At 61.4% G+C, this 25735-nt stretch carries 22 protein-coding genes; 7 read left to right on the forward strand and 15 right to left on the reverse strand.

The features are described from left to right. Positions 1-93: 93 nt before the first annotated feature. Entirely contained in the window at positions 94-330 is a 237-nt protein-coding gene (locus tag ACTJK7_RS05565) for a DUF3820 family protein (RefSeq protein ID WP_064383721.1), read from the forward strand. Positions 331-360: 30 nt separating this feature from the next. Continuing rightward, positions 361-1542: an aminotransferase class V-fold PLP-dependent enzyme gene (locus ACTJK7_RS05570; RefSeq protein ID WP_108563064.1), complete on the forward strand. Its 1182-nt coding sequence runs from the start codon at positions 361-363 to the stop codon at positions 1540-1542. On the opposite strand, the gene ACTJK7_RS05575 is transcribed toward ACTJK7_RS05570, so the two are convergent. From ACTJK7_RS05575 to zwf, 4 genes are all read right to left on the reverse strand, one after another. Continuing rightward, the gene (locus ACTJK7_RS05575; protein WP_108563065.1) at positions 1539-2255 is read right to left on the reverse strand and encodes an intradiol ring-cleavage dioxygenase; all 717 of its coding nucleotides are present in this window, start codon (positions 2253-2255) and stop codon (positions 1539-1541) included. The two genes, ACTJK7_RS05570 and ACTJK7_RS05575, sit on opposite strands and share 4 nt — an antisense overlap. 199 nt (positions 2256-2454) lie before the next feature. After that, the gene (locus ACTJK7_RS05580) at positions 2455-3120 is read right to left on the reverse strand and encodes a bifunctional 4-hydroxy-2-oxoglutarate aldolase/2-dehydro-3-deoxy-phosphogluconate aldolase (RefSeq protein WP_064383724.1); all 666 of its coding nucleotides are present in this window, start codon (positions 3118-3120) and stop codon (positions 2455-2457) included. A gap of 17 nt (positions 3121-3137) precedes the next feature. Continuing rightward, positions 3138-3851: a 6-phosphogluconolactonase gene (gene pgl, locus ACTJK7_RS05585; protein ID WP_064383725.1), complete on the reverse strand. Its 714-nt coding sequence runs from the start codon at positions 3849-3851 to the stop codon at positions 3138-3140. Next, on the reverse strand, positions 3838-5304 hold the full coding sequence (gene zwf, locus ACTJK7_RS05590) for a glucose-6-phosphate dehydrogenase (RefSeq protein WP_011335604.1): 1467 nt from the start codon (positions 5302-5304) through the stop codon (positions 3838-3840). The genes pgl and zwf overlap by 14 nt, the downstream gene beginning before the upstream one ends. 226 nt (positions 5305-5530) lie before the next feature. Between zwf and ACTJK7_RS05595 the strand changes: the two genes are divergently transcribed. Then, positions 5531-6391, forward strand: a complete 861-nt coding sequence (locus ACTJK7_RS05595) for a MurR/RpiR family transcriptional regulator (RefSeq protein ID WP_169842436.1) — start codon at positions 5531-5533, stop codon at positions 6389-6391. A gap of 148 nt (positions 6392-6539) precedes the next feature. On the opposite strand, the gene ACTJK7_RS05600 is transcribed toward ACTJK7_RS05595, so the two are convergent. The 11 genes from ACTJK7_RS05600 to edd form a co-directional block, all read right to left on the reverse strand. After that, the gene (locus tag ACTJK7_RS05600) at positions 6540-7394 is read right to left on the reverse strand and encodes a D-hexose-6-phosphate mutarotase (RefSeq protein WP_085654836.1); all 855 of its coding nucleotides are present in this window, start codon (positions 7392-7394) and stop codon (positions 6540-6542) included. A 116-nt stretch (positions 7395-7510) separates the two neighbouring features. Next, on the reverse strand, positions 7511-8857 hold the full coding sequence (locus ACTJK7_RS05605; protein ID WP_064383727.1) for a carbohydrate porin: 1347 nt from the start codon (positions 8855-8857) through the stop codon (positions 7511-7513). A 132-nt stretch (positions 8858-8989) separates the two neighbouring features. Continuing rightward, positions 8990-10150: an ABC transporter ATP-binding protein gene (locus tag ACTJK7_RS05610; RefSeq protein WP_064383728.1), complete on the reverse strand. Its 1161-nt coding sequence runs from the start codon at positions 10148-10150 to the stop codon at positions 8990-8992. A 2-nt stretch (positions 10151-10152) separates the two neighbouring features. Further along, positions 10153-10998, reverse strand: coding sequence for a carbohydrate ABC transporter permease (locus ACTJK7_RS05615; protein ID WP_011335608.1), 846 nt, complete (start codon positions 10996-10998; stop codon positions 10153-10155). Continuing rightward, positions 10991-11899 (reverse strand): carbohydrate ABC transporter permease, encoded by a 909-nt coding sequence (locus tag ACTJK7_RS05620; RefSeq protein WP_011335609.1) that lies wholly within the window; start codon positions 11897-11899, stop codon positions 10991-10993. The genes ACTJK7_RS05615 and ACTJK7_RS05620 overlap by 8 nt, the downstream gene beginning before the upstream one ends. A gap of 93 nt (positions 11900-11992) precedes the next feature. Next, positions 11993-13294, reverse strand: a complete 1302-nt coding sequence (locus ACTJK7_RS05625; protein ID WP_007951167.1) for an ABC transporter substrate-binding protein — start codon at positions 13292-13294, stop codon at positions 11993-11995. Between the two features lie 118 nt (positions 13295-13412). Continuing rightward, the gene (locus ACTJK7_RS05630; RefSeq protein ID WP_108563066.1) at positions 13413-14672 is read right to left on the reverse strand and encodes a D-mannose isomerase; all 1260 of its coding nucleotides are present in this window, start codon (positions 14670-14672) and stop codon (positions 13413-13415) included. 104 nt (positions 14673-14776) lie between these two features. Next, positions 14777-16204: an ATP-binding protein gene (locus tag ACTJK7_RS05635; RefSeq protein WP_199913035.1), complete on the reverse strand. Its 1428-nt coding sequence runs from the start codon at positions 16202-16204 to the stop codon at positions 14777-14779. A 31-nt stretch (positions 16205-16235) separates the two neighbouring features. Beyond that, positions 16236-16967 (reverse strand): response regulator, encoded by a 732-nt coding sequence (locus tag ACTJK7_RS05640; protein ID WP_064383731.1) that lies wholly within the window; start codon positions 16965-16967, stop codon positions 16236-16238. Between the two features lie 157 nt (positions 16968-17124). After that, positions 17125-18078, reverse strand: a complete 954-nt coding sequence (locus tag ACTJK7_RS05645; RefSeq protein ID WP_440779832.1) for a glucokinase — start codon at positions 18076-18078, stop codon at positions 17125-17127. Then, positions 18075-19901, reverse strand: a complete 1827-nt coding sequence (edd, locus tag ACTJK7_RS05650) for a phosphogluconate dehydratase (protein WP_064383733.1) — start codon at positions 19899-19901, stop codon at positions 18075-18077. The genes ACTJK7_RS05645 and edd overlap by 4 nt, the downstream gene beginning before the upstream one ends. 221 nt (positions 19902-20122) lie before the next feature. On the opposite strand from edd, the gene gap reads away from it, so the two are divergent. The 4 genes from gap (at position 20123) to ACTJK7_RS05670 (ending at position 25638) form a co-directional block, all read left to right on the forward strand. Further along, entirely contained in the window at positions 20123-21124 is a 1002-nt protein-coding gene (gap, locus tag ACTJK7_RS05655; protein ID WP_064383734.1) for a type I glyceraldehyde-3-phosphate dehydrogenase, read from the forward strand. 197 nt (positions 21125-21321) lie between these two features. Continuing rightward, on the forward strand, positions 21322-21840 hold the full coding sequence (locus ACTJK7_RS05660) for an RNA polymerase sigma factor (protein ID WP_064383735.1): 519 nt from the start codon (positions 21322-21324) through the stop codon (positions 21838-21840). Between the two features lie 124 nt (positions 21841-21964). After that, positions 21965-22930, forward strand: a complete 966-nt coding sequence (locus tag ACTJK7_RS05665) for a FecR family protein (protein WP_440779833.1) — start codon at positions 21965-21967, stop codon at positions 22928-22930. A 122-nt stretch (positions 22931-23052) separates the two neighbouring features. Beyond that, positions 23053-25638, forward strand: a complete 2586-nt coding sequence (locus tag ACTJK7_RS05670; RefSeq protein ID WP_440779834.1) for a TonB-dependent receptor — start codon at positions 23053-23055, stop codon at positions 25636-25638. Positions 25639-25735 lie beyond the last annotated feature (97 nt).

Consider the following 25735-nt stretch of genomic DNA (forward strand, 5'->3'; position numbering starts at 1 on the left):
CTGTATGCCTGTTATTTGCATGATCTGTCATTTGGCCTGCATGCAGAATGCCTGTATTTTCCGAAGTGTTTTCAAAACCAGACGATTCCAACGATGAACCCTGAAAAGCTCGAACTGCTGATCACCCGCGAAATGCCCTTCGGCAAGTACAAGGGCCGGATCATTGCCGACCTGCCAGGTCCCTACCTGAACTGGTTTGCCCGGGAGGGCTTCCCTAACGGAGAACTCGGCGGCCTGCTGGCGCTGATGCAGGAAATCGATCACAACGGCCTGTCGGAACTGCTCGAACCGCTGCGCGCCAAACACGGCAAACCTGCCCCGCGCCATTGAGGCGTCACCCTGATCCGAGTCGAGTCGACCATGCCCGATAACACCCGCCGCGCCCGAGACGAAGTCTTCTGGCAAACATTCGCCGACCGTTACGACCGCCACCCCGGCCCGGTGAATCTGGAAAATGGCTACTTCGGGCGCATGTCGCGCACGGTGGTCGAGGAGTACCAGCGCAACATCGAGTTGATCAACAACAGCAACTCGATCTACGTGCGCCAGCGTTTCGAACAGCACGACAGCCTCGACATCCGCGCGCAACTGGCCGAGCTGATCGGCGTCCGCGCACAAAGCGTGGCCTTCACCCACAACGCCACTGCCGGCCTGCAATCACTGATCCGCAACTACAACCGTCTGCAACCTGGCGACCAGGTGCTGATCTGCGATCTGGAGTACGACACGGTCAAGGGCGCCATGCGCTGGCTGGCAAAGCATCGCGGGGTCGAGGTGATCGAGATCGAGCACGCCCACCCGGCCAGCTTCGACAGCCTGCTGGCGACTTACCGCGAAGCCTTCATCCAGTATCCGAAGCTCAAGCTGATGGCGCTGACTCACGTCACCCACCGCACCGGGCTGGTGATGCCGGTGCAGGCCATTGCCTCGCTGGCCAAGGAGCACGGCGTCGACATCATCCTCGATGGCGCCCATGCCCTTGGTCAGATCGAGTTCGACCTGGAAGCGCTGGGCATCGCCTTCGCCGGGTACAACCTGCACAAGTGGATCGGCTCGCCGCTGACCCTCGGATTTATCTACATCGCTCCACAGCGCCTGGCCGACATCGACCCGGACATGGGCGAGATGCATTTTTCGGCTGGCGATATCCGTTCGCGCACGCCTTACAGCACGCCGAACATTCCGGCGTTGATGACCTTGCCATTGGTGTTCGAGGAACACCGAGCACTGGGTGGCGCAGCCGCCAAAGGCGCGCGGATGAATTACCTGCGCAATCTGTGGGTGAGCGCCGTGCGCAATCTGCCGGGCATTGAAGTCATGACCCCGGACGATCCGCGTCTGTATTGCGGCATCACCTCGCTACGCTTTACCCGCCATGCCGACCAGCAGGCGATGGTCGAACGCCTGCTCAACGACTACAACCTGTTCACTGTCGTGCGCAACGGCGCGGCCTGCGGGCCGTGCATCCGTGTCACGCCGTCGCTGACCACGACGGCGGCGGAGATTCAGTCGCTGATTCTGGCGCTGAATGAACTGCGTTAAACCGTGTACTTGTCGAAGTCCTCGGGCTTGATCTGCGACGACACCGCAAAGGTGTCGATGCCGATCGTGAGTTGGCCGAAGTAACCGTCTTCGTGCGAGTCGCGGCCGATCGGCCACACGGTCAGGGTCGAGGCTTCACCGCCCATGCTGGTGTAGTAGGCATCGTCGGCGTTGCACACCGGCACCGAGCTGCGCCCGCGGTAAGCCTTGGCATTGAGCACGCTGCGGGAAACCACTTCCGGAAAATACAGCTGCCCGACCCAGGCCACGTTGCGCTCCTCCAGGTATTCGTTACCGGCGACGATGCGCACCGCCACGTGAATATGCAGGGCTCGGCCGGCATAAAAACCCGGATAGATCGTGGTAAAGCGCACCGCCCCCTTATGGTCGCTGAACTGACCACCGCGCAGGTAGGTGTCATCGTCGGTTCGCGGGATCGAGCCGATGTCCTCGACGTCGACTTCCAGATCCGGGTTCACCCGGCTCCAGCCGGAATAGGCGCCACGGGCATTGCAGTGCCAGATATCCACCAGTGCACCGCTGACCGGCTCGGCGGTCATGGCATCGACGATGGTCAGGCGCAGCAGCAACGGCAGGCCTTCGGCACCCTCGCTGATGTTGCGGCGCAGCAGTCTGGGATTGCGGAAATAAGGCCCGGCGACTTGCTCGGGGGCCAGTTGATAAATCGATGGGGCTGAAGGCTGGTTATCCATGACACGTTCTCTCTTCCATAAGATGAACGCAGGTTAGCGCCACAGGCAAAGCCAGGTGCGGTAACTATGTATCTCGAAATAACGTATCTCGAAATAACGAAGGTTGTCCCAGGCAAAAAAAAACGGTGCGCCGACCAAGCGCACCGTTAAAGCCGTAGAACACACAACGAAGTGTAGGGTTGCAACTAATTGAAGAGCATCAGTCCAGCAGCGCCAACGCCTCGGCGGTGCATTCCTGAATGCGGGCCCAGTCACCGTTCTTGATCCACTCGGGATCGAGCATCCAGCTACCGCCCACGCACATGACGTTTTTCAGCGCCATGTAGCTTTTGATGTTGGCTGGACCTACGCCGCCGGTCGGGCAGAATTTCACTTCGCCGAACGGGCCGCCGAGGGCCTTGATGGCCGCCACGCCGCCGCTCACTTCCGCCGGGAACAGCTTGAAGCGACGATAACCCAGGCCATAGCCTTCCATGATGCCGGAGGCATTGCTGATGCCCGGCAGCAGCGGGATCGGGCTCTCGACGCTGGCTTCCAGCAGGTCACGGGTGATGCCCGGGGTGACGATGAACTGCGAACCGGCAGCTTCAGCCGCGGCCAGCATATTGCGGTCGAGCACGGTGCCGGCACCGGTCACCAGCTCCGGGCGCTGTTCGCGCAGGATCTGGATCGCCTTGAGGCCGAACTGCGAACGCAGGGTCACTTCCAGCGCGGTCAGACCGCCGGCGGCCAGGGCGTCGGCCAGTGGCAGCACGTCCTGTTCGCGGGCGATGGTGATCACCGGCAGGATCCGCGCCTTGGCGCAGAGGCTGTCGATCAGGGCAACTTTGTCCGCCATGGAAACGGTCGGGGATGGGGTTTTCATAGCGGCTGTTCCTTGGCTCATGGGCACCAGTAAATCTCTAACGTAGGTTGCAGAAACGCGCGAACCGGCATGGCGGCGACGTCGTTGGATGCCAGTGCGGCATTCAGGGTGGTCAGTTTCGACTGACCGGAAATCGACAGAATCTTGTGCCTCGCCGACGCCAGCAGTGCACGGCTCATGGTCAGGCGCTGACGCGGCACACTCGGCGCGAGCATCGGCCAGCAGCGACGGGTGCCGTCGGCTTGCAGGGCTTCGGCCAGGTTCGGGCTGTCCGGGAACAGCGAGGCGGTGTGACCGTCATCGCCCATGCCCAGCACCAGCACGTCGATGGGCGGCAACTCGGCGAGCAAACGATCGGCCTGCTCCGCAGCCTGCTCGACGTTGGCCGCCGCGCTGTAAAGGCTGAGGAACTGCGCCTTGGCCGCCGGGCCCTTGAGCAGATACTGCTTGAGCAGACCGGCGTTGCTGTCGGCGTGTTCGACCGGCACCCAGCGTTCGTCGGCGAGGGTCACGACGACCTTCGACCAGTCCAGTTCCTGCTTGGCCAGGTGCTGGAAAAACGCCACCGGACTACGGCCGCCGGACACCACCAGCACGGCGTTGCCGCGTGCCGCCAACGCTTCGCTCAATTGCTTGGCGACATTCAGCGCCAGGCCTTCGGCGAGCAGCACCGGGCTCTTGAATTCATGGGCATTCACGCCCTCGGGCAGTTTCACATCAGATATCGCCATACCACGACCTCCCGTCCCGCGTGATCAATGCAATGGAGCTCATCGGCCCCCACGACCCGGCCGCATAAGGCTTGGGCGCGTCACCGGATTTTTTCCACCCGGCGATCAGCTGGTCACACCATTTCCACGCGGCTTCGATTTCATCTTTACGGACAAACAGGTTCTGATTGCCGTTCATCACTTCCAGCAACAACCGCTCGTAGGCATCGGGGATTCGAGCGCTGCGCCAGGTGTCGGAAAAATTCAGTTGCAGTGGGCCGCTGCGCAGTTGCATGCCCTTGTCCAGGCCTTGCTCCTTGGTCATCACGCGCAAGGAAATACCTTCGTCCGGTTGCAGGCGGATGATCAGTTTGTTGCTGATCTGCAGGCGCTGCTCGGGGGCGAAGATGTAGTGCGACGGTTCCTTGAAGTGGATGACGATCTGCGACAGTTTCTGCGGCATGCGCTTGCCGGTGCGCAGGTAGAACGGCACGCCGGCCCAGCGCCAGTTGCGGATGTCGGCACGCAGGGCGACAAAGGTTTCGGTGTCGCTCTGGGCGTTGGAATTCGGCTCTTCGAGGTAGCCCGGCACGGACTTGCCTTCGCTGTGCCCGGCGATGTACTGGCCGCGCACCACTTGCGTGGTCAGGCCTTCCGGACTGATCGGCGCCAAGGCCTTGAGCACCTTGACCTTCTCGTCGCGGATGCTGTCGGCGGACAGGTCGGCCGGCGGGTCCATGGCGATCAGGCAGAGCAGTTGCAGCAGGTGGTTCTGGATCATGTCCCGCAGCTGGCCGGCCTTGTCGAAGTACCCCCAGCGGCCTTCGATACCGACCTTCTCGGCCACGGTAATTTCCACGTGGGAGATGTAGTTCTGGTTCCACTGGGTTTCGAACAGACTGTTGGCGAAACGCAGGGCGATCAGGTTCTGAACGGTTTCTTTGCCCAGGTAGTGGTCGATGCGGTAGGTGCGGTTCTCCGGGAAGAACTGCGCCACGGCGTCGTTGACCTTGCGCGAGGATTCGAGGTCGGAGCCGATCGGTTTTTCCAGCACCACGCGGGTGTTTTCCGCCAGACCGACGTTCGCCAGATTCTCGCAGATCGCGCCGTACACCGCCGCCGGGGTGGCGAAGTAGGCAATCATGCGTTGCGTGCTGCCGGCCAGTTCGGCCAGCGCCACATAATCTTCAGCCTTGAGGAAGTCGACGTGCAGGTAGGTCAGGCGCGCCAGAAAGCGCTCGGCCACGGCCTCGTCCAGTTCCTTGCCCACGTAACGGCGCAGCTCGGCGGCGATGAACGCCAGGTGCTGCTGCTCGGTGCCCGCCTCACGGGCCAGTGCGATAATGCGCGTGTCCTCGTGCAGCAGGCCGGCGCCATCGAGGTGATAAAGGGCAGGAAACAGCTTGCGCAGGGCCAGATCGCCCAAGGCGCCGAACAAGGCGAAGGTGCACGGTTCAACCGTAATCGAAGGCATGATGTTTGTTCTTTTATCAAGTTAAGCTACAAATACCTTTTTTCAAGGCATCACTCAAGGGAAAATGTAGTAATAACCACAACATTTTCGCAAAATACAGATTCCGAGTGGTGGTCGGTCGGAGCCATCAGTAGGATAGGCCACCGTCACGGGCCACATCAAAGGCCCAATTTGCATAGCCGCGCGCTTATCGGCGCCGGTGAATCTAGGAATTCTTATGGACCGCGTGCGAAATTTACTGGAACAGATCCAGAGTCGCCTTGAAGAGCTGAACAAGGCCGAACGCAAAGTCGCCGAAGTGATCCTGCTCAACCCACAGCAGGCCACCCGCTTCAGCATCGCCGCCCTCGCCCAGGCGGCGTCGGTCAGTGAGCCGACGGTCAACCGTTTCTGCCGTTCGTTCGGTGTCAGCGGCTACCCCGAACTCAAGCTGCAACTGGCCCAGAGCCTGGCCAGCGGCGCGGCGTATGTCAGCCGTGCGGTAGAAGCCGACGACAATCCCGAGGCTTACACGCAGAAGATTTTCGGCAGTGCGATCGCATCCCTGGACAGCGCCTGCCAGGCGCTGGACCCGAACCTGATCAGCCGCGCCGTCGACCTGTTGATCCAGGCCCGGCAGATCCACTTCTTCGGCCTCGGCGCTTCGGCTCCGGTAGCTTTGGATGCGCAGCACAAGTTCTTCCGTTTCAACCTGGCGGTGACGGCCCACGCCGATGTGCTGATGCAACGCATGATTGCCTCGGTGGCGCACACCGGCGAGCTGTTCGTGATCATTTCCTACACCGGGCGCACCCGCGAACTGGTGGAAGTGGCGCGCATCGCCCGGGAGAACGGCGCTTCGGTGCTCGGCCTGACCGCCGAGAACTCACCGCTGGCCAAGGCCAGTACCCTGAGCCTGAATATTCCGCTGCCGGAAGACACCGACATCTATATGCCGATGACCTCACGGATCATTCAGTTGACCGTGCTGGATGTGTTGGCGACGGGTATGACGCTGCGTCGCGGGGTGGATTTCCAGCCGCATCTGCGCAAGATCAAAGAGAGCTTGAATGCGAGCCGGTATCCGGTGGGTGACGAGTTCAACTGAGGCCCGAAGAATCTTTATTGAATGATCCGGCCTCATCGCTGGCAAGCCAGCTCCCACAGTGTCCGCGCCGAACATTAAACTCGCGAACACCCATAAAACCTGTGGGAGCTGGCTTGCCAGCGATAGGGCCAGCAGCCACAACGCACAACTAGGCCCCAGCCCACGCCTGCAAACTCAAATGCGCCTTCTCCCCCGGCGCCAGATGCAGGCTGTCGGTGCCGCCCGCCGCCGCTTCAACACAGACAAACTCCGAGATCTCGTCCCAGCTCACGCCCAACAGCGGCCGCGCACCCGGATGCCACACCACCGTGTCCGCGCTGTCACCGGTATCGATGCACAACTCGCGCTGCCAGGCGTGATCCTTGAGCTGCAACTCGCCGTCGTGCTGGAACACTCGCTGACAGCCGCCATCAACCCGCAACTCGCCTTCCTGCTGGCAAACCTCGCGGTTCAACTGGTCGTAACCCTGCGCCCCTTCGAGCCCAGACAGCGCTATCTCACTCACGTCACCAATACGCCAGTAAGCGTGCAAAGCCTGGCTCAACTGGCACGGCATGTCGTCCTGATGCTCGGTGCTCAGGCGCAATTCCATGCGTTCACCGAGGTGCGCATGCAGGTCCACCTGCCAGTCGCACAGCTGCAATTGCCAATGCAGGCGCACGCCGTCCTCGGCGCTGCTGCTGTCAAGCAGTTTCCAGTCCAGCAGGCGTGCCCAGCCATGGGACGGCCACGCGTTTTCGCTCGGGTGACGGCCATACCACGGCCAGCACACCGGCACGCCGCCACGGATCGCGCCGACATGCGGCCACTTCGCGGCGCACCACAGCCACGGTTTTTGCCCGCGCGGCTGAAAGTGCAGCAACTGCGCGCCCTGACGACTGAACACCGCCTGACACAGCGGATGATCGATCACCAGCACATCGCGCATCTGATAGCGCTCCCAGGCGAACACCGGTCGTTCGCGCAGGGATTTGAAGAAGCGTTGCAGCGGATGCTCATGCATGGGCCACGGTTCCAGATTCAACTTTCATGGGCTGCGACACCCCTGTCCAAAAAAAAGCGGACAGCCTTGGCTGTCCGCAAATATGCGCACATAGAGAGGAGCTTATCGCAGACGCGTCAGAACGTAGACTGAATTTTCAGGCCAGCGACCAAAGCGTTATCCACTTCATCCACACCGCCCGGATGAGTGATGTATTGCAGGTTCGGGCGCACGGTCAGCCAGTTGGTCACGTGGAAGCCGTAGTTGATCTCGTAGTTGTATTCGGTTTCACGAATCGGCGAGAACACCGGATTGTCGTAGTCCGAAACACCGTTGGCGACGTTGAGCAGTTCGGCGTTTTTCTTCACGTCATTGTTGACGTGAATGCGTGCCGCACCGATACCGACGTCATCTTTCGGACGCGCGTCGAACGGGCCTTTGTACACAAACATCACGGACTGATAGTTGTCGATGAAGTTGGTGTCCTTGTCGTGGAACGTGGCGTTGGCGGCAATGTTCAGACCACGGCTCTTGTCACCGTTGTGGCTGGTCAGTTGCTGCTGTGCAACGAACCAGTAACCGTGCTTGCTGCTGTGGGTACGGTAAGCATCACCGGTGGTCGCCGCGTCGAAACCGTTGACGTCTTCGCGAACGTCGTTGGCATCGGCCGTGCTCTTGTAGTAACCGACACGGTATTCGCCCGGCAGGCCGTTCGGGTTTGGCAACCAGACCAGCTCTACTGGCAACACGGTGCCTTTGGTGCCGCTGCCGCTCAACTTGAAGCCGTTGCCGTGTTCCAGCTGCGACGGGTTCTGGTTGTACGCACCGATCTGCGCGTAGAGCTCGTCGTTGATGTTGTACTTGACGCGAATCGCCGCCTGGCTGACCGGCCAGTTGTACCAGATGTTGGTCGCCCAGTTGCCCACTTGCGAACCGCAGAACGCCAGGTTCTGGAACTCGCACGGGAAGGTGTTGAAGTCTTCGCCTTCGCCGAAGTAACCGGCCTTGACGTCGAGTTTGTTGTCGAAGAACTGGTGTTTGATCCACAACTGGGTCAGACGCACCATGTGGCCACGACCGTAGACTTCCTGCGAGGAGCTGAGTGTGCCGGCACGCGGATCGCCAACACGATCGTTGGAAATGTTTTCGCCATTACGGTTGGTCAGCTGGATCTTGGCCTGGGTGTTGTCCCAGCCCCACAGTTTCTGCAGGTCCAGCGCCACGCCCAGACCGAACTGGTCGGAGTAACGCGCCGTCTTGTCGTTGTTGTAGCCGCCGTGAAGGTTGCCGCCCACCTCACCGACGTAGTCCATCTTGATGTCGATACCCTGCTCGATCAGCTTGGTACGTTCGCCACCCCAGTCCCCGGTCATCCACTCCGAATCGGAGCTGAACGCGTCAGCCGCGTGGACGCTGCCGGCCAGCATCATTGCCGCAACCGCTGACAACTGGCCGATTCGCTGAGCGTTGTTGTTCTTCTTCATCCCTACATCCTCGTTTTATTGTTATTAACTGTTCTTCTTATTTAACGCGGTTTACATCTGATGCGGCGCGCGACAGGCCACGCACCGCGTGCTCCCTGCGGAAACGGGCGAGCCCGCTCCCGCATTTGTTGATCAGCGACCCTTGAACTGGGCCACGTTGGCGCTGTGCGACTCGGTTTTCGGCAGGCCCGCAACCCCCAGGCGCTCGCCGGACTTGGCATCGAACAGCAGCACTTTCGACGGATCGAATTGCAGGGTCAGGGTCTCACCCACCTGCGGCGCCACATCCGGCGCCAAACGGCAGCAGACCTTGGTGTCGTTGAGGTTGACGAACACCAGGGTGTCCGGACCGGTCGGCTCGGTGACCTGCACTTCAGCCTTGATGCTCGGCAAGCCATTGCCCTCGCCATTGGCCAGGACAATCTGCTCCGGGCGCAGGCCGAGGATCACTTCGCGGTCTTCGAGTCCGGCGTCCTGCATCGCCATCGGCAATTCGCAACGGGCCTGGCCGCTGTCGAGCAGCGCCACCAGACGGCCGTCCTTGCGTTGCAGGCGCAGTGGAATGAAGTTCATCGGCGGTGAACCGATGAAGCTCGCCACGAACAGGTTGGCCGGGTCGTTGTAGATCTCTTTCGGCGTACCGAACTGCTGGATGATCCCGTCCTTCATCACCGCCACTTTGTCGCCCAGGGTCATCGCTTCGATCTGGTCGTGGGTCACGTAGACCGTGGTGGTTTTCAGGCGCTGGTGCATCAGTTTCATTTCGGTGCGCATCTCGACGCGCAGCTTGGCGTCGAGGTTGGACAGCGGTTCGTCGAACAGATAAATCTTCGGCCGACGTGCCAGGGCACGGCCCATCGCCACGCGCTGTTGCTGGCCGCCGGAGAGCTGGCCCGGCTTGCGATTGAGCAGGTGCTCGATCTGCAGAAGCTTGGCCACGCGGGCGACTTCTTCGTCGATCGCCGACTGGCTCATCTTGCGGATCTTCAGACCGAACTCGATGTTCTCGCGCACGCTCATGGTCGGGTACAGCGCGTAGGACTGGAACACCATGGCGATGTCGCGATCCTTGGGGCTCATGCCGCTGACGTCCTGGTCGCCGATCATGATCGCGCCGCCGGTGATGGTTTCCAGGCCGGCGATGCAGTTCATCAGGGTCGACTTGCCGCAGCCCGAAGGCCCGACGAGGATCAGGAACTCACCGTCCTTGATCGACAGTTCGATGTTCTTCAGGGTGTCCGGCAGGCCGGCACCGTAGGTCTTGTTTACATTGCGAAGTTCGAGCGTAGCCATGATTACCCCTTGACTGCGCCGGCCGTCAGCCCGCGCACGAAATACTTGCCTGCGACCACATAGACCAGCAGGGTCGGCAGCCCGGCGATCATCGCCGCCGCCATGTCCACGTTGTATTCCTTGGCCCCAGTGCTGGTGTTGACCAGGTTGTTCAGCGCCACCGTGATCGGTTGCGAATCACCGCTGGAGAACACCACGCCGAACAGGAAGTCGTTCCAGATCTGGGTGAACTGCCAGATCAGACAGACCATGATGATCGGCGTCGACATCGGCAGGATGATCTGGCGGAAGATCGTGAAGAAGCCCGCGCCATCGAGACGTGCCGCCTTGATCAGCGCATCCGGAATGCTCACGTAGTAGTTACGGAAGAACAGCGTGGTGAACGCCAGACCGTAGACCACATGGATGAACACCAGGCCCGTGGTGGTACTCGCCAGGCCCATCTTGCCGAGGGTGAACGAGGCCGGCAGCAGCACGGTCTGGAACGGCAGGAAGCAGCCGAACAGCAACAGGCCGAAAAACAGCTGCGAACCACGGAAGCGCCAGAACGACAGTACATAACCGTTCAACGCACCGATGGCGGTGGAGATGATCACGGCCGGAACGGTGATCTTGATCGAGTTCCAGAAGTAGCCGTCAACGGTCGCCCAGGCTTTCACCCAGCCGATGCCACTGACCACGGTCGGCCAGCTCAGCAGGTTGCCGGTGGAGATGTCTTCCGGGGTCTTGAAGCTGGTCAGCAGCATGACCACCAGCGGTACTAGATACAGCAGGACCGCGAGGATCAGCACCGCGTAGATCGCAACGCGACTCAGGCTGATGGCGGGTTTCGAAGCGAGACTAGTCATGACGCTTGGTCCTCAGCTCGGAGTACAGGTAAGGCACGATGATCGCGAGGATCGCACCGAGCATCAGGATTGCACTGGCCGAACCCATGCCCATTTGTCCACGGCTGAAGGTGAACGAGTACATGAACATCGCCGGCAAATCGGAGGAATAACCCGGGCCGCCGGCCGTCATGGCCGCTACCAGGTCGAAGCTCTTGATCGCGATGTGCGCCAGGATCATCACTGCACTGAAGAACACCGGACGCAGACTTGGCAGCACCACTTTCCAGTAGATGCGCGGCATGCTCGCGCCATCGATCTGAGCGGCACGGATGATCGACTGATCAACGCCACGCAGACCGGCGAGGAACATCGCCATGATGAAGCCCGAGGCCTGCCAGACCGCCGCGATCACCAGGCAATACACCACGCGATCCGGGTCGATCAGCCAGTCGAGACGGAAGCCTTCCCAGCCCCAGTCCCGCAGCAATTTGTCCAGGCCCATGCCCGGGTTGAGCAGCCATTTCCACGCGGTACCGGTGACGATCATCGAGAGCGCCATCGGGTACAGGTAGATGGTGCGGATAAAGCCCTCGCGACGGATGCGCTGGTCGAGGAACACTGCCAGCAGCACGCCGATGACCAGAGTGATGCCGATGAACATGCCGCCGAACACGGCCAGGTTCTTGCTCGCCACCCACCAGCGGTCGTTGTCGAACAGGCGCTCGTATTGCGCCAGGCCTGCCCACTTGTAGTTCGGCAGGAAGGTCGACGTGGTGAACGACAGGACAAACGTCCAGAGGATATAGCCATAGAAGCCCACCAGAACGATGAACATGCTCGGCGCCAGCACCAGTTTCGGTAGCCAGCGCTGCAATGCGTCGAACGGCGAGGCCTTGCTGAACACAGCAACAGAACTCATGGGAAGATCCAGTAAAGAAGATGAAGGACCGCTGCAAACTGCAGGCTTCAGGCCGATGCGCGACCTGAAGCTTACAGCTGCTCTACGCTGACGTTACTTGGCAGCCTTGATGGCAGTGCCGAGTTTCTTGGCAGCGTCGGCCGGGTCGGCTTTCGGGTCGTTGATGTAGTTGGTCACGACATCAAAGAACGCACCCTGCACGGCCAGCGTGGTCGCCATGTTGTGCGCCATGCTCGGTTGCAGGCCGCCGTTCTTGGCGTCTGCCAGGAAGTCTTTGGCAGCGGTCTGGGCGCAGGAGTCGAAACCGTACTTGCCCATGTCGGCGAGCATGTCGTTACGCACCGGGATCGAGCCCTTGTTGATGCTGAAGACTTTCTGGAAGTTTTCACCCAGCACGACTTTGGCGATGTCCTGCTGACCGGCTGCGGTGCCCGCGTCCTTCTGCTTGAACACGGCCAGCGAGTCGATGTTGTAGGTGAACGCCTTGTCGGTGCCCGGGAAGGCTACGCACTCGTAGTCCTTGCCGGCGACTTTCTTGGCGGCGGTCCATTCGGACTTGGCCCAGTCACCCATGATCTGCATGCCGGCCTTGCCGTTGATGACCTTGGCCGCTTCCAGGTTCCAGTCCTGGCCTTTGCCGTCCTGGTCCATATAGGTCGCGACTTTCTTCAGCTCGGTCAGGGCCTTGACCATTTCCGGGCCGGTCAGGGCAGCGTTGTCCAGGTCGACCAGGGCTTTCTTGTAACCATCAACGCCCATCACCGACAGCACGACCGCTTCGAACACGGTGCTGTCCTGCCAAGGCTGACCGCCGTGGGCCAGCGGGATGAAGCCCGCCGCTTTCAGCTTGTCGCCGGCGGCGTAGAATTCTTCGAGGGTGGTCGGGGCTTTTTCGATACCGGCTTTCTTGAAGACTTCCGGGTTGATCCACAGCCAGTTCACGCGGTGAATGTTCACCGGCACGGCCACGTAATCACCTTCGAACTTCACGGTGTCGGAGACTTTCTTGTCGAGCAGGCTGTCCCACTTCTCGGACTTGGAAACGTCTTTCAGGACGTCAGTATCGAGCAGACCGGTCGACGCCCATTCCTGGATGTCCGGGCCTTTGATCTGGGCGACGCCCGGCGGGTTGCCGGCTACCGCGCGGCTCTTCAGCACGGTCATGGCAGTCGCACCGCCACCGCCGGCGACAGCGCCGTCTTTCCAGGTGAAACCGTCTTTCTCGACTTGTGCCTTGAGCACATCGACGGCAGCTTTTTCGCCACCGGACGTCCACCAATGCACGACTTCCACCGAACCTTTGGATTCGGCAGCGGAAACACTCAGGGGCAGCACAGCGAGCGGGAACAGGGAGGCGACAGAAATGACAGTAGCGAGGCGAGAAATCGCATTCATCTGAGATGTACCTTTCTTGTTGTTATGCATGCAAGTCTGGTGCTTGCGCTGCACACGAGTTTAAACAGAGCGTTTCCCCCCGCAGGTAACGAAGGGACGCGCGAATGTCACCATATGGTTACACAGGAACGCTTCGAGACAGGTGTGCCAGAGCACTGGCCATGCTCGGTGCCAGCGGCAGACGTGGAATCAGAACAGCCTGCCAGGCGTGGTACAGATCCGGTTTGCCCGCCCAGATATCGGCACTTGGGCGGTTTTGCGGGTCGAGTTCGTGATGCCAACTGCCGTCGCAGCGGTCGATGAAATGCGTTTCGCAAAATTCCCAGAACAGGCGATACCAGGTTTCGTACTGCGCATCGCCGGTGCGTTTGAGCAAGGCACTGGCGGCAGCGCTGGCCTCGGCGTGGGTCCAGTGCAGGCGATGGCGCACCACCGCTTTGTTGTTCCAGTCGAGGGTATAGACGATGCCCGGCGCACCATCGACGTCCCAGCCATGGCGGCAGTTTTGCTCGAACAGCTTTTGCGCGTCGGTGGCCAGCCAGCCGGGCGTCAGCATGCCGGCCTGGACCCGCGCTGCTTCGAGGTGCAGCAACAGCCGCGCCCACTCGAAACCATGGCCCGGCGTGGTTCCGTAGGGACGGAAACCGTCGGCCGGATTGTCGTGGTTGTATTCGCGCAGCGGTTGCCAGTCTCGGTCGAAGTGCTCGATCACCAGGTAATCGTTGGCAGCGGCATGACCGTGGATCACCCGCTCGACGATGCGCTGCGCACGCACCAGCCAGCGCGGGTCTTCGGTGACATCGGCCAGCGCAAGGAAGGCTTCGGTGGCGTGCATGTTGCTGTTGGCGCCGCGATAGGCTTCCTCTTCGCGCCAGTCGCGATTGAAGAATTCGCGCATGGCGCCCTCTTCTTCGCTCCAGAAATACGTGTCGATGATGTCGATGGCGTCATCCAGCAACGCCTGCGCGCCGGGACGCTGGGCGACCACAGCGGAACTGGCCGCGAGGGCGACGAAAGCATGCAGATAGGCGTTCTTGCCGGTGTTGCCGTCACGGTGTTCTGCGACAGCGAACCAGCCGCCGTGCAGCGCATCACGCAACGGGCCGCGCAGGGCCGCGATGCCGTGATCGACCAGTTCGGCGAATCCCGGCAGGCCCTGAATGTGGGCCATGGCGAAGCTGTGGGTCATGCGCGCGGTGTTCATGGTTTCGGCTTGCGCGCCGGCCTGGAGCTGGCCGCGCTCATCGAGATTGCCGAAGCCTTCGGGCAATCGGGAAGCCTTGGCAAATGCCAGCAGACGCAGGCCTTCGTCGGCGAGCCATTGCTGGTGGGCAGGGGCGTTCAGCCAACTGCTGAAGCCCGGATTGAAATGATCCATGGGTGGCCTTTTTTGTTGTTATGACTGCGGGCAGTCTAAACAACGGGCCGGGAGGGGCTTGTAACGAAGGGGGCGGGTTTTGTCACCGAGCGGTGACAATCAGATCAATCCACCGAACGCGGCAATTGCAGGGTCACGCGCAATCCGCCTTCGCGCAGGTTCTGCAGCGTCACTTCACCGCCATGGCTATGGGCAATGTTGCGGGCGATCCCCAAACCGAGACCGTAACCCTGCTGCTGCCCCGCCAACCGGAAGTGCGGTTCGAACACCTGCTCCAGCCGTTGCTCCGGCACGCCCGGCCCTTCGTCGTCGACATGCAGCACGAATGCGCTTTCGTCGTCATCGATGTGCAAGTGCGCGTTCTGCCCGTACTTCAACGCATTGTCGATCAGGTTGCCGATGCAGCGCTTGAGCGCCAGTGGCTTGCCCGGATACGCCGCCAGCGCCCGCCCCTGCTGGGTCACGCGGCCGTTGCCGTTGGGCGCCAGATACGGTTCCACCAGGCAGTCGAGTACATGATTGAGATCCACCGGCTCGATGTTTTCGTGGATGTCGGTGTCTTTCACGCATTGCAGCGCGCCTTTGACCAACAGCTCCAATTCATCCAGGTCACGGCCGAACTTGGTTTGCAGTTGTTCGTCTTCCAGCAGTTCAACCCGCAGTCGCAAACGGGTGATCGGCGTGCGCAGGTCATGGGAAATCGCGCTGAACAACTGACTACGCTCGGTCAGGTAACGGCTGATGCGTTCGCGCATGGTGTTGAAGGCGCGGCCCACTTCGACCACTTCACTGCCGCCGCCCTCGGCCACCGGCTCGACGTCGGCGCCCAGCGACAAATCCCGCGCGGCTCGCGCCAGACGCTTGAGCGGCCGGCTCTGCCAGTGCACCAGCAGACCGATGAACAACAACAGAAAACCGCTGGTGAAGACGATGAACCACACCTGCTGAGTCGGCAGGCCCTGCTCTTCCAGACTGGTGTAGGGCTCGGGCAGCAGCGAGGCGATGTACAGCCATTCACCCGGCGCCAACTGAATCTGGGTCACCAGCACCGGCGGATTCACCGGTTCCAGGGTCAACGCGTAATGCGCCCACGAACGCGGTAACTCATCGAGTTTCAACCCGGCGTTGAAGATCCGTAAGTCATCAGGGCTGACGAAGGTCACCAGGATGTCGGTGTCCTGGCCCAGCGACTGACGCAGCACTTCATCCACCGCTTTCAACACCGCGGCCTTGCGCGGCGTCACCGGCAGCACTTCCATGCCCAGCGGTTTGTCGTTCAGCGTCACCACAAAACGCGTGCCGCCCATGCTGCGCAATTGGTCGAGCACCAACGGTCGATAGGCCACCGGCAACGAGCGGAAGTAACTGACGCTGGCGGTCATCGAATGGGCGAGGCTGCGGGCGCTGGTGACCAGCCCTTCGAGCTGGGTCGCGCGCAATTGGGAAACCCAGATCACGCTGGACAGGGTCTGGGCGAACAACACCGCGAGCAACGTCAGCAGCAGCATCCGCCCGAGCAGCGAACGCGGCATCGGCACTTTGCGCGCGGTGGTGCGCAGGAACTCAGTGACCATTGCCGGCAACCACATTGGCTGCCAGCTGGTAGCCGCTGCCACGCACGGTGCGAATCAGCCGTGGCGGTTTTTCGGTGTCGCGCAGACGCTGGCGCAAACGGCTGACGGCCATGTCGACGATGCGGTCGAGGGGCATCAGGTCGCGGCCTCGGGTGGCGTTGCCGATGGTGTCGCGGTCGAGGATTTCCTGAGGGTGATCGAGGAACAGTTTCAGCAGGGCGAAGTCGGCGCCGGACAGAATCACTTCCTCGCCGTCGGTGTGAAACAGCCGATGGCTGACCATGTCCAGCCGCCACTCATCGAACGCCAGCACGTCACTGCCGCCGCGTTCCTGGCCGAACTGGGCGCGGCGCAGCAGGGCCTTGATACGGGCCTGCAGTTCGCGGGGGCTGAAAGGTTTGCCGAGGTAATCGTCGGCGCCGAGCTCCAGGCCGATGACCCGGTCGGCTTCGTCGGAACTGGCGGTGAGCATGATGATCGGCACCTGGGCCTGACGCGGATGCTGGCGCACCCAGCGGCACAGGCTGAAGCCGTCTTCATCGGGCAGCATCACATCGAGGATCACCAGATCGCTCGGCGCTTCATTGAGCGCCTGACGAAAACCGGCGCCATCCGCCGTGGCCCGTACCTGAAAACCCGCGCGGGTCAGGTAGGTTTCCAGCAACTCGCGTATCTCCTGGTCGTCATCGACCAACAAAATCGACTTGTTGACTGAGCTCACTTCGAAGGCATCCTTGTTGTTGGAATTGGGCGGATTATGCCTGATGTGTAGACCGATCGTTCCCACGCTCTGCGTGGGAATGTATCAAGGAACGCTCCGCGTCCAGTGACGCGGAGCGTCACGGGCTGCATTCCCACGCGGAGCGTGGGAACGATCTTCAGCCCTCCTGTTCGAGCGCCACTCCTGCACCGACGAGCCCGGAATACGGCGCCGTCACCAGCCACACCGGAATCCCCTTGAAGTAATCGCTCATGCAGCCCTTGTCGGCAAAGCTGCGGGCGAAACCACTTTCGAGGAAGAAATCGGCAAAACGTGGAATCACGCCGCCCACGATGTACACCCCGCCACGGCCGCCCGTGGTCAGCACGTTGTTGCCGGCCACGCGACCGAGCCAGCAGCAGAACTGCTCCAGCACTTCCAGGGCAATCGGGTCGCCTGCAAGTCCCGCCGCAGTGATGGCTTCCGGTGTATCGAGTTTCGGTTCATGACCATCCACCGCGCAGATCGCACGGTAGACCCGCGGCAAGCCGCCGCCGCTCAACGCGGTTTCCGCGCTGACGTGGCCGATTTCGTTGTGGATGTGCTGCCAGAGCTGGGTTTCACGCGGACTGCTCAGCGGCAGATCGACGTGACCGCCCTCGCCCGGCAACGCGGCAAACCGCCCTTCGCCGAGATCAAGCAAGGTGCCGACGCCCAGGCCAGTGCCCGGGCCGATCACTACCGCCGGGCGCAATGGCTCCGGCGTGCCTTCGCAGACCACGCGGAATTCGCCGGGCTGCAAACGGGTCATGCCCAGCGCCATCGCCGAGAAGTCGTTGATCAGCAACAACTGCTCGACCTGCAAGGTCTGGCAGAACGCCTTGCGGCTCAGGCGCCAGTGGTTGTTGGTGAACTTGAATTCATCGCCGCTCACCGGCCCCGCCACCGACAGGCACACCGAACCGATGGCGCCCGGCGCCAGACCGAGCCCGCTCAGATAGAGGCTGATCGCCTCTTCCGGGCTGGCATGGTCGGCCGTGGCCAGCACCTGAACCGATTCGAGCTGCTGATCTTTCCACAACGCGAACCGCGCGTTGGTGCCTCCGATGTCACCGACCAAAGCCAGTTTCAATTAAGCGTCTCCAGGGCAGAAGTGAAGGCGCTGGCGCCCTGCTCCGCCGAGCTGAAGGCCAAACGCATGAAGCCAAACAGTTCGCGACCGCTGCCGATGTTGTTGCCCAACAGGCCTTTGGCGGGTTCGCGCGCTGCGAATTCGGCAGCGTCCACCTTGAGTTCCAAAGTGCCTTTGACGCCATCGACGCGGATGATATCGCCCTCTTGCACGCGCGCCAAAGCGCCGCCTACATAAGCCTCGGGACTGACGTGGATGGCCGCCGGGATTTTCCCCGACGCGCCGGACATGCGCCCGTCCGTCACCAGCGCCACCTTGAAGCCGCGATCCTGCAGCACGCCGAGGAACGGCGTCATCTTGTGCAGTTCCGGCATGCCGTTGGAGCGCGGGCCCTGGAAGCGCATCACCGCGACAAAATCCTTCTCCAGCAAACCGGCCTTGAAGGCGTCGGCCAGATCCTGCTGATCCTGAAACACCATGGCCGGCGCTTCGACGATCTGGTTTTCCAGCGCCACGGCGGACACCTTCATCACACCGCGACCGAGGTTGCCCTCCATCACGCGCAAGCCGCCCTCCGCCGAGAACGCACGGGCCACCGGACGCAGGATGTTTTCGTCGAGACTTTCAGTCGGGCCTTCGCGCCACACCAGTTTGCCGTTATCGAGGAACGGCTCCTTGGTGTACTGGCTCAAGCCGTGGCCGAGCACCGTGTTGACGTCTTCGTGCAGCAGACCGGCTTCGAGCAGTTCGCGGATCAGGAACGACATGCCGCCCGCTGCCTGGAAGTGGTTGATGTCAGCCTTGCCGTTTGGATAAACGTGGCTCAGGGTCGGCACGACTTCGGAGAGGTCGGCCATGTCCTGCCAGGTCAGTTGAATGCCCGCCGCCATGGCGATGGCCGGCATGTGCAGGGTGTGGTTGGTCGAACCGCCGGTGGCGTGCAGCGCGACGATCGAGTTGACCAGCGCCTTCTCGTCGACGATTTCGCCGATCGGCATGAAGTTGCCATTTTGCTTGGTCAGGCGCGTGACCTGATGCGCCGCTTCGCGAGTCAGGGCCTCACGCAGCGGGGTGTTCGGGTTGACGAACGATGCGCCCGGCAGGTGCAGGCCCATCACTTCCATCAGCAACTGGTTGGTGTTGGCAGTGCCGTAGAAAGTGCAGGTGCCGGGGCTGTGGTAGGACTTCATTTCCGATTCCAGCAGCTCTTCACGGGTCGCCTTGCCTTCGGCGTACTTCTGCCGCACGTCGGCTTTTTCCTTGTTGGAAATTCCCGAGACCATCGGCCCGCCCGGGACGAAAATCGTCGGCAGGTGACCGAAACGCAGGGAGCCCATCATCAGGCCCGGCACGATCTTGTCGCAGATGCCGAGCATCAGCGCGCCGTCGAACATGTTGTGCGACAGCGCCACCGCCGTCGACATCGCGATCACTTCGCGGCTCGGCAGGCTCAGCTCCATGCCCGGCTCGCCCTGGGTCACGCCGTCGCACATGGCAGGCGTGCCGCCGGCGAACTGGCCGACCGAACCGATTTCGCGCAGGGCGTTCTTGATCTGTTCCGGGAAGACTTCGTACGGCTGGTGCGCCGAGAGCATGTCGTTATATGACGAAACAATTGCGATGTTCGCCGAGTTCATCATCCGCAGGCTGTGCTTGTCTTCGCTGCCACACCCGGCCACGCCGTGGGCGAAGTTGGCGCATTGCAGTTTGCCGCGCATCGGCCCGTCAGTTGCAGCGCCGCGAATCAGCGCAAGGTAAGCCTGACGCGTGGCGCGGCTGCGGGCGATAAGCCGTTCGGTGACCTCAAGAACGCGGGGATGCATGTGTAGAACTCCAGGCTAACGGATGTGGCGACCTGATTGTCTATGCTGATCAAAGAGCCCGCACGCATGGGATGACGGGCGGTTTTCTTGATCATTCGGACCAGTTGATTCAGGTCACTCGTTGTAGATAAAACAAAATATTGCCACTAAAAAGGCTTGTTTTCTATTTTTATGCGAATAATCTTGTAATTCCAACAACAAAACGACGGCGGCGCTGTTCAATGACTCTTCGAATCGCAATCAATGGTTTTGGCCGCATCGGCCGTAATGTCCTGCGCGCACTGTATACCCAAGGCTATCGTCAGGATTTGCAGATCGTCGCCATCAACGATCTGGGCGACAGCGCAATCAATGCGCATCTGCTCAAGTACGACACCGTTCATGGCACATTCGACGCCGAAGTGGCTCATGACAACGAGAGCCTGACCGTCAACGGCGACCGCATTTCGGTCAGCGCCATCCGCAACCCGGCCGACCTGCCATGGGCCGCGGAAAAAATTGATGTGGTGTTCGAATGCACCGGTCTGTTCACCGACCGGGCCAAAGCCGCCGCGCATATTACCGCCGGCGCACGCAAAGTGATTATCTCGGCCCCGGCCAAGGGCGCCGATGCCACCGTCGTTTATGGTGTGAACCACGACATCCTGCGCCAGTCGCACCAGATCATTTCCAACGCGTCGTGCACCACCAACTGCCTGGCCCCGGTGGCCCAGGTGCTGCACCGCGAGCTGGGCATCGAAAGCGGTCTGATGACCACGATTCACGCCTACACCAACGACCAGAACCTGACCGACGTCTATCACACCGACCCGTACCGCGCCCGCTCCGCCACCCAGAACATGATCCCGAGCAAGACCGGTGCCGCCGAAGCCGTGGGCCTGGTGCTGCCGGAACTGGCGGGCAAACTGACCGGCATGGCCGTGCGTGTACCGGTGATCAATGTGTCGCTGGTTGACCTGACCGTGCAGTTGAAGCGCGAAGCCTCGGCCGATGAAGTGAACGCCCTGATGAAAGCCGCGAGCCAGCATTCGAAGATCCTCGGCTTCAACACCCTGCCGCTGGTATCGAGCGACTTCAATCACAACCCACTGTCGTCGATCTTCGACGCCAACCACACCAAATCCAGCGGCAAACTGCTGAAAGTGCTGGCCTGGTACGACAACGAGTGGGGCTTCTCCAACCGCATGCTCGATAACTGCCTGGCGCTGTGCAACGCGGAATAATCCCCCGCCCCTGATTCCTGTGGGAGCTGGCTTGCCAGCGATGAAGTCGGCACATCCAATATGGATATCCGCTGACCCACCTCCATCGCTGGCAAGCCAGCTCCCACATGGTCAATTATTCCAATTTGAAATCAAGGCTTGACCACTCGAGCGGATGATAAGCATTATCATTCACCCGAAATGGATCAGGTCTTCCCGTGAGTCAATCACACTTCAATCACGTCTTCCTCGCCCAGCGCACTACGCTGCTGCGGACTCTGGAACGGATGGTCAACAACCACAGCACCGCCGAAGACCTGTTGCAGGAAACCTACCTGCGCGTCACCCGGGCGCTGAGCGAACGGGCCATCGATCACCTTGAACCTTTTGTCTTCCAGACCGCGCGCAACCTGGCGCTGGACCATTTGCGTGCGCGCAAGATCCATTCGCGCACCATGGTCGACGACGTGCCGCAGGACGTGGTGCACAGCGTCGCCGCCCCCGCCAGCAGTGCCGAAGACGCCGCCCACGCCGAACAATTGCTGGAGCGCCTGAACGTGAGCCTCGCTGAACTCAGTCCCCGCCAACAGCAGATTTTTATCCTCAGCCGCCTGCACGGGCGCAGCTATCAGGAAATCGCCGAAGAACTGAGCGTCTCTCTCAGCACGGTGCAGAAAGAACTCAAACTGATCATGACCATCTGCATCGGTGTCGCCGAGCGTTTGAATGGCGACTGATGCCGTAGGGCTTTTCTGTAAACCTCAGGATCGACTGCACTGATCATCGGGCTTTGTTACCCTTGCCCGACTTTTACGCTTCACTAAAAAAACAGCCGTGCACAGACACTGCCGAGGAAACACCGTGACGGACATCCACCGCTCCCCTTCGCCTTCATCGGCGCAGGACGCCGCCAGCGCAATGGACCAGGCTCTGGACTGGCTCATCGTGCTCGGCAGTCCGGACGAGGAGCAGACCCGGCAATTCCATGCCTGGCTGTCGGCCGATCCGTTGAACGCCGAGGCGTTCGCCAAGGCCCAGGCAATCTGGGACGGCCCGCAGATCGCCCAGTGCGCACAGAACCTCGCGGCCAAACCGAAGAAAGTCACCGTCCTCACTCGCTTGCGCCCGCACTGGAAACCGCTGGCCACCGCCGCCGTGCTGCTGCTCGGGCTGTTCAGCTTCAGCAACCTGCCGGTGCGTTTGCAGGCCGATCACCTGACCGTGGTCGGCGAACGTCAGCGCTTGCAGCTCGAGGACGGTTCGAAGGTACTGCTCAACACCAACTCCGCGTTCTCCAGCACCATCAACGATCAGCAGCGAGTCGCGCGGCTGTATCAGGGCGAAGCGTTTTTCGAGATCCCGGCCAGCCGCAGCCAGCCGCTGGAAATCGACGCCGGCCCGGTGAAAGCCAGCGTGCGCGACACCGCGTTTGCCGTGCGTTATCTGGACGGCGTGGCGCAGGTGCGGGTGCAGCGTGGCGATGTCGATCTGCGTGCGACCCGCGATGATGCCCGCGTGCGACTGTCCGCCGGGGAAAGCATCCGCATCGGCCCCAACGGTTTCGACCACCCGGCCAAGGTCGACGCCGCCACTGATCTGGCCTGGGTGCAGGGTCGGCTGATCTTCGAGAACTGCCCGCTGAAACAGGTACTGGCCGAACTGCGCCGCTACTATCCGGGCTTCATCATCAACACCAACGAACAGTTGGCCGACGTCGCCGTCACCGGCAATTACCGTCTCGACCAGCCGCTGGACGTGGTGCGTTCGCTCGCGCACATCACCTCGGCCAAGCTTCGAGAATTCCCGGCGCTGGTGATTCTGAACTAAATGAGAATTATTTTTACTCGATAGCCAAAGCTCGTTCGTCTCGTTATAGCCAATGCAATTGATTCGCATCTCGCCGGATCAATCAGCACCTATAAAGATTCGTGCGACACGGAGCGCTATCGATGTCCTCACGCCTTACCCGCCAGACTTCTTCCCCTTCCCGCGTGCTGTCGCTGCTGACCGCCGCCATCCTGATGGCCGGCACCGCGCCGCTGATGGCCGCGAACGAACAGCCGGCGCGCAACATGGGCGACTACTCGTTCGCCATTGCCCAACAGCCGCTGGTGTCGGCGCTCAATGCGTTCACCGCGGTCACGGGCTGGCAGGTCGGTTTGCCGGCGCAACTGGGTCAGGACGTGTCGTCGCCGGGCGTGCGCGGTTCGCTGCCACCGGAGAAAGCTCTTGAGCGCCTGTTGGTGGGGACCAACCTGAGCTTTCGCAAACTGAGCAACAACAACGTCGTGCTGGAAAAACGCGCCAGCAGCGGCGCACTCAATCTTGATCAGGTGACCATCAGCGCCACCCGTCAGGAACAGTCGATCAACAGCGTGCCGGCCACCGTCACCGTACAGACCCGCGAGGATCTGGATCGCAACAACGTCAATACCATCAAGGATCTGGTGCGCTACGAGCCGGGTGTGTCCGTCGGCGGCGCCGGCCAGCGCGGCGGGATCAGCGGCTACAACATTCGCGGCATCGACGGCGACCGCATCCTGACTCAGGTCGACGGCGTCGAAGTGCCGGACGGTTTCTTCAATGGTCCGTACGCCAAGACCCAGCGCAATTACGTCGACCCGGAAATCGTCAAACGCGTCGAAATCCTCCGCGGCCCGGCCTCGGTGCTGTACGGCAGCAACGCCATCGGCGGCGCCGTGAGCTACTACACCCTCGACCCGGACGACATCATCAAGCCCGGCAAAGACGTCGGCGCTCGCCTGAAAACCGGCTACAGCTCCGCCGACGAGAGCTGGCTGAAATCCGCCACCGTCGCCGGTCGCGCCGACCAGTTCGACGGCTTGCTGCACTACAGCCAGCGCGACGGTCACGAAACCGATTCCTACGGCAGCAACAACGGCACGGGCCTGGAGCGCACCGCCGCCAACCCGGAAGACGTGAAAGCCACCAACGTGCTGGCCAAGATCGGCTGGAACTACAACGAAGGTTCGCGCCTGGGCCTGACCTACGAAAAGTACAAGGATGATCGCGACACCGATCAGAAAAGCGCCTACGGCGGCCCGTACTTCAACGGTGCCCCGACGATCCCGAACAGCGTGCTGCCCGGCGGCATGTACCAGTGGCGTACCGGCAACGACACCATCACCCGCGAGCGTTTCGGCCTGGAGCACAGCTTCGAGCTCGACAGCCTGCTGGCGGACAACGTGAAGTGGAGCCTCAACCACCAGACCGCCAAGACCGACCAGAGCACCGACGAGTTCTATTACCCGATCACCCGTAAAGTCCTGCGCACCCGCGACACGATCTACGAGGAAAAACAGTGGGTGTTCGATGCGCAACTGGACAAGGCATTCGCCATCGGTGACACCGATCACGTGCTGACCTACGGCACCACGATCAAGCAGCAGAAAGTCACCGGTTCGCGCAGCGGCGACGGCAAGTGCCTGGCGGTCGGTCGCGGTTGCACCGCCATCGGCGCGACCAGCGCGGCTGACGTACTGAAGAAGTCCAGCGACTTCCCGGACCCGACCATCAACACCTACAGCCTGTTCGCCCAGGATCAGATCAGCTGGAACAACTGGACCTTCCTGCCGGGCCTGCGCTACGACTACACCCAGCTCAAGCCGCATATCACCCAGGAATTCCTCAACACCGTGGCCGCCGACGGCAATGGCACGGTCAGCGACGAGAACAAGACCTGGCATAAGGTCTCGCCGAAATTCGGCCTGACCTACGCCCTGACCGAAAACTACACCTGGTACGGTCAGTACGCCGAAGGCTTCCGCACCCCGACCGCGAAAGCCCTGTATGGCCGCTTCGAAAACAGCACCACGGGCTACAACGTGGCACCGAACCCGGACCTGGAACCGGAGAAGAGCAAAAGCTATGAAACCGGCCTGCGCGGCAACTTCGAGCAAGGCTCGTTCGACGTGGCGGTGTTCTATAACAAGTACCGCGACTTCATCAACGAAGACGCCGTCACCCCTGGCTACGACGAGCTGACCTTCCAGTCCAGCAACATCAAGCACGCCACCATCAAGGGTGCCGAAGTCAAAGGTCGCCTGAACCTCGATTCCTTCGGTGCGCCGCAAGGCCTGTACACCCAGGGTTCGATCTCCTACGCCTACGGACGCAACAACGACAACGGCGAGCCGTTGAACAGCGTCAACCCGCTGACCGGCGTGTTCGGCCTCGGTTACGACCAGGACAACTACGGCGGCCTGTTGAGCTGGACCGTGGTCAAGAAGAAGGATCGCGTCGACGACAGCAACTTCAAATCACCTGACGGCGTCAGCAGTCAGTTCAAGACTCCGGGCTTCGGCATTCTCGATCTGGCCGGTTATTACAAGGTCACCGACGACGTCACCGTCAGCGGCGGCATCTACAACCTGACCGACAAGAAATACTGGCTGTGGGATGACGTGCGCGGTTACGACAGCGTCGGCGAAGCCTCGGTGACACAACCGGCCAACCTCGATCGCCTGACCCAGCCGGGTCGCAACTTCGCGATCAACCTGGTCTGGGATATCTGATCCGGATGACCTCACGGTGCGCATGCATGGCCGCGCCGTGAGGTTTTTTTACTGTCCGGCGCTTGCCCGTACGTCTCGTTATCAAGCGCCTCTTCTT

This window comes from Pseudomonas sp. 22085 (genome assembly GCF_052045815.1).
Taxonomy (GTDB): Bacteria; Pseudomonadota; Gammaproteobacteria; order Pseudomonadales; family Pseudomonadaceae; genus Aquipseudomonas; species Aquipseudomonas glycinae.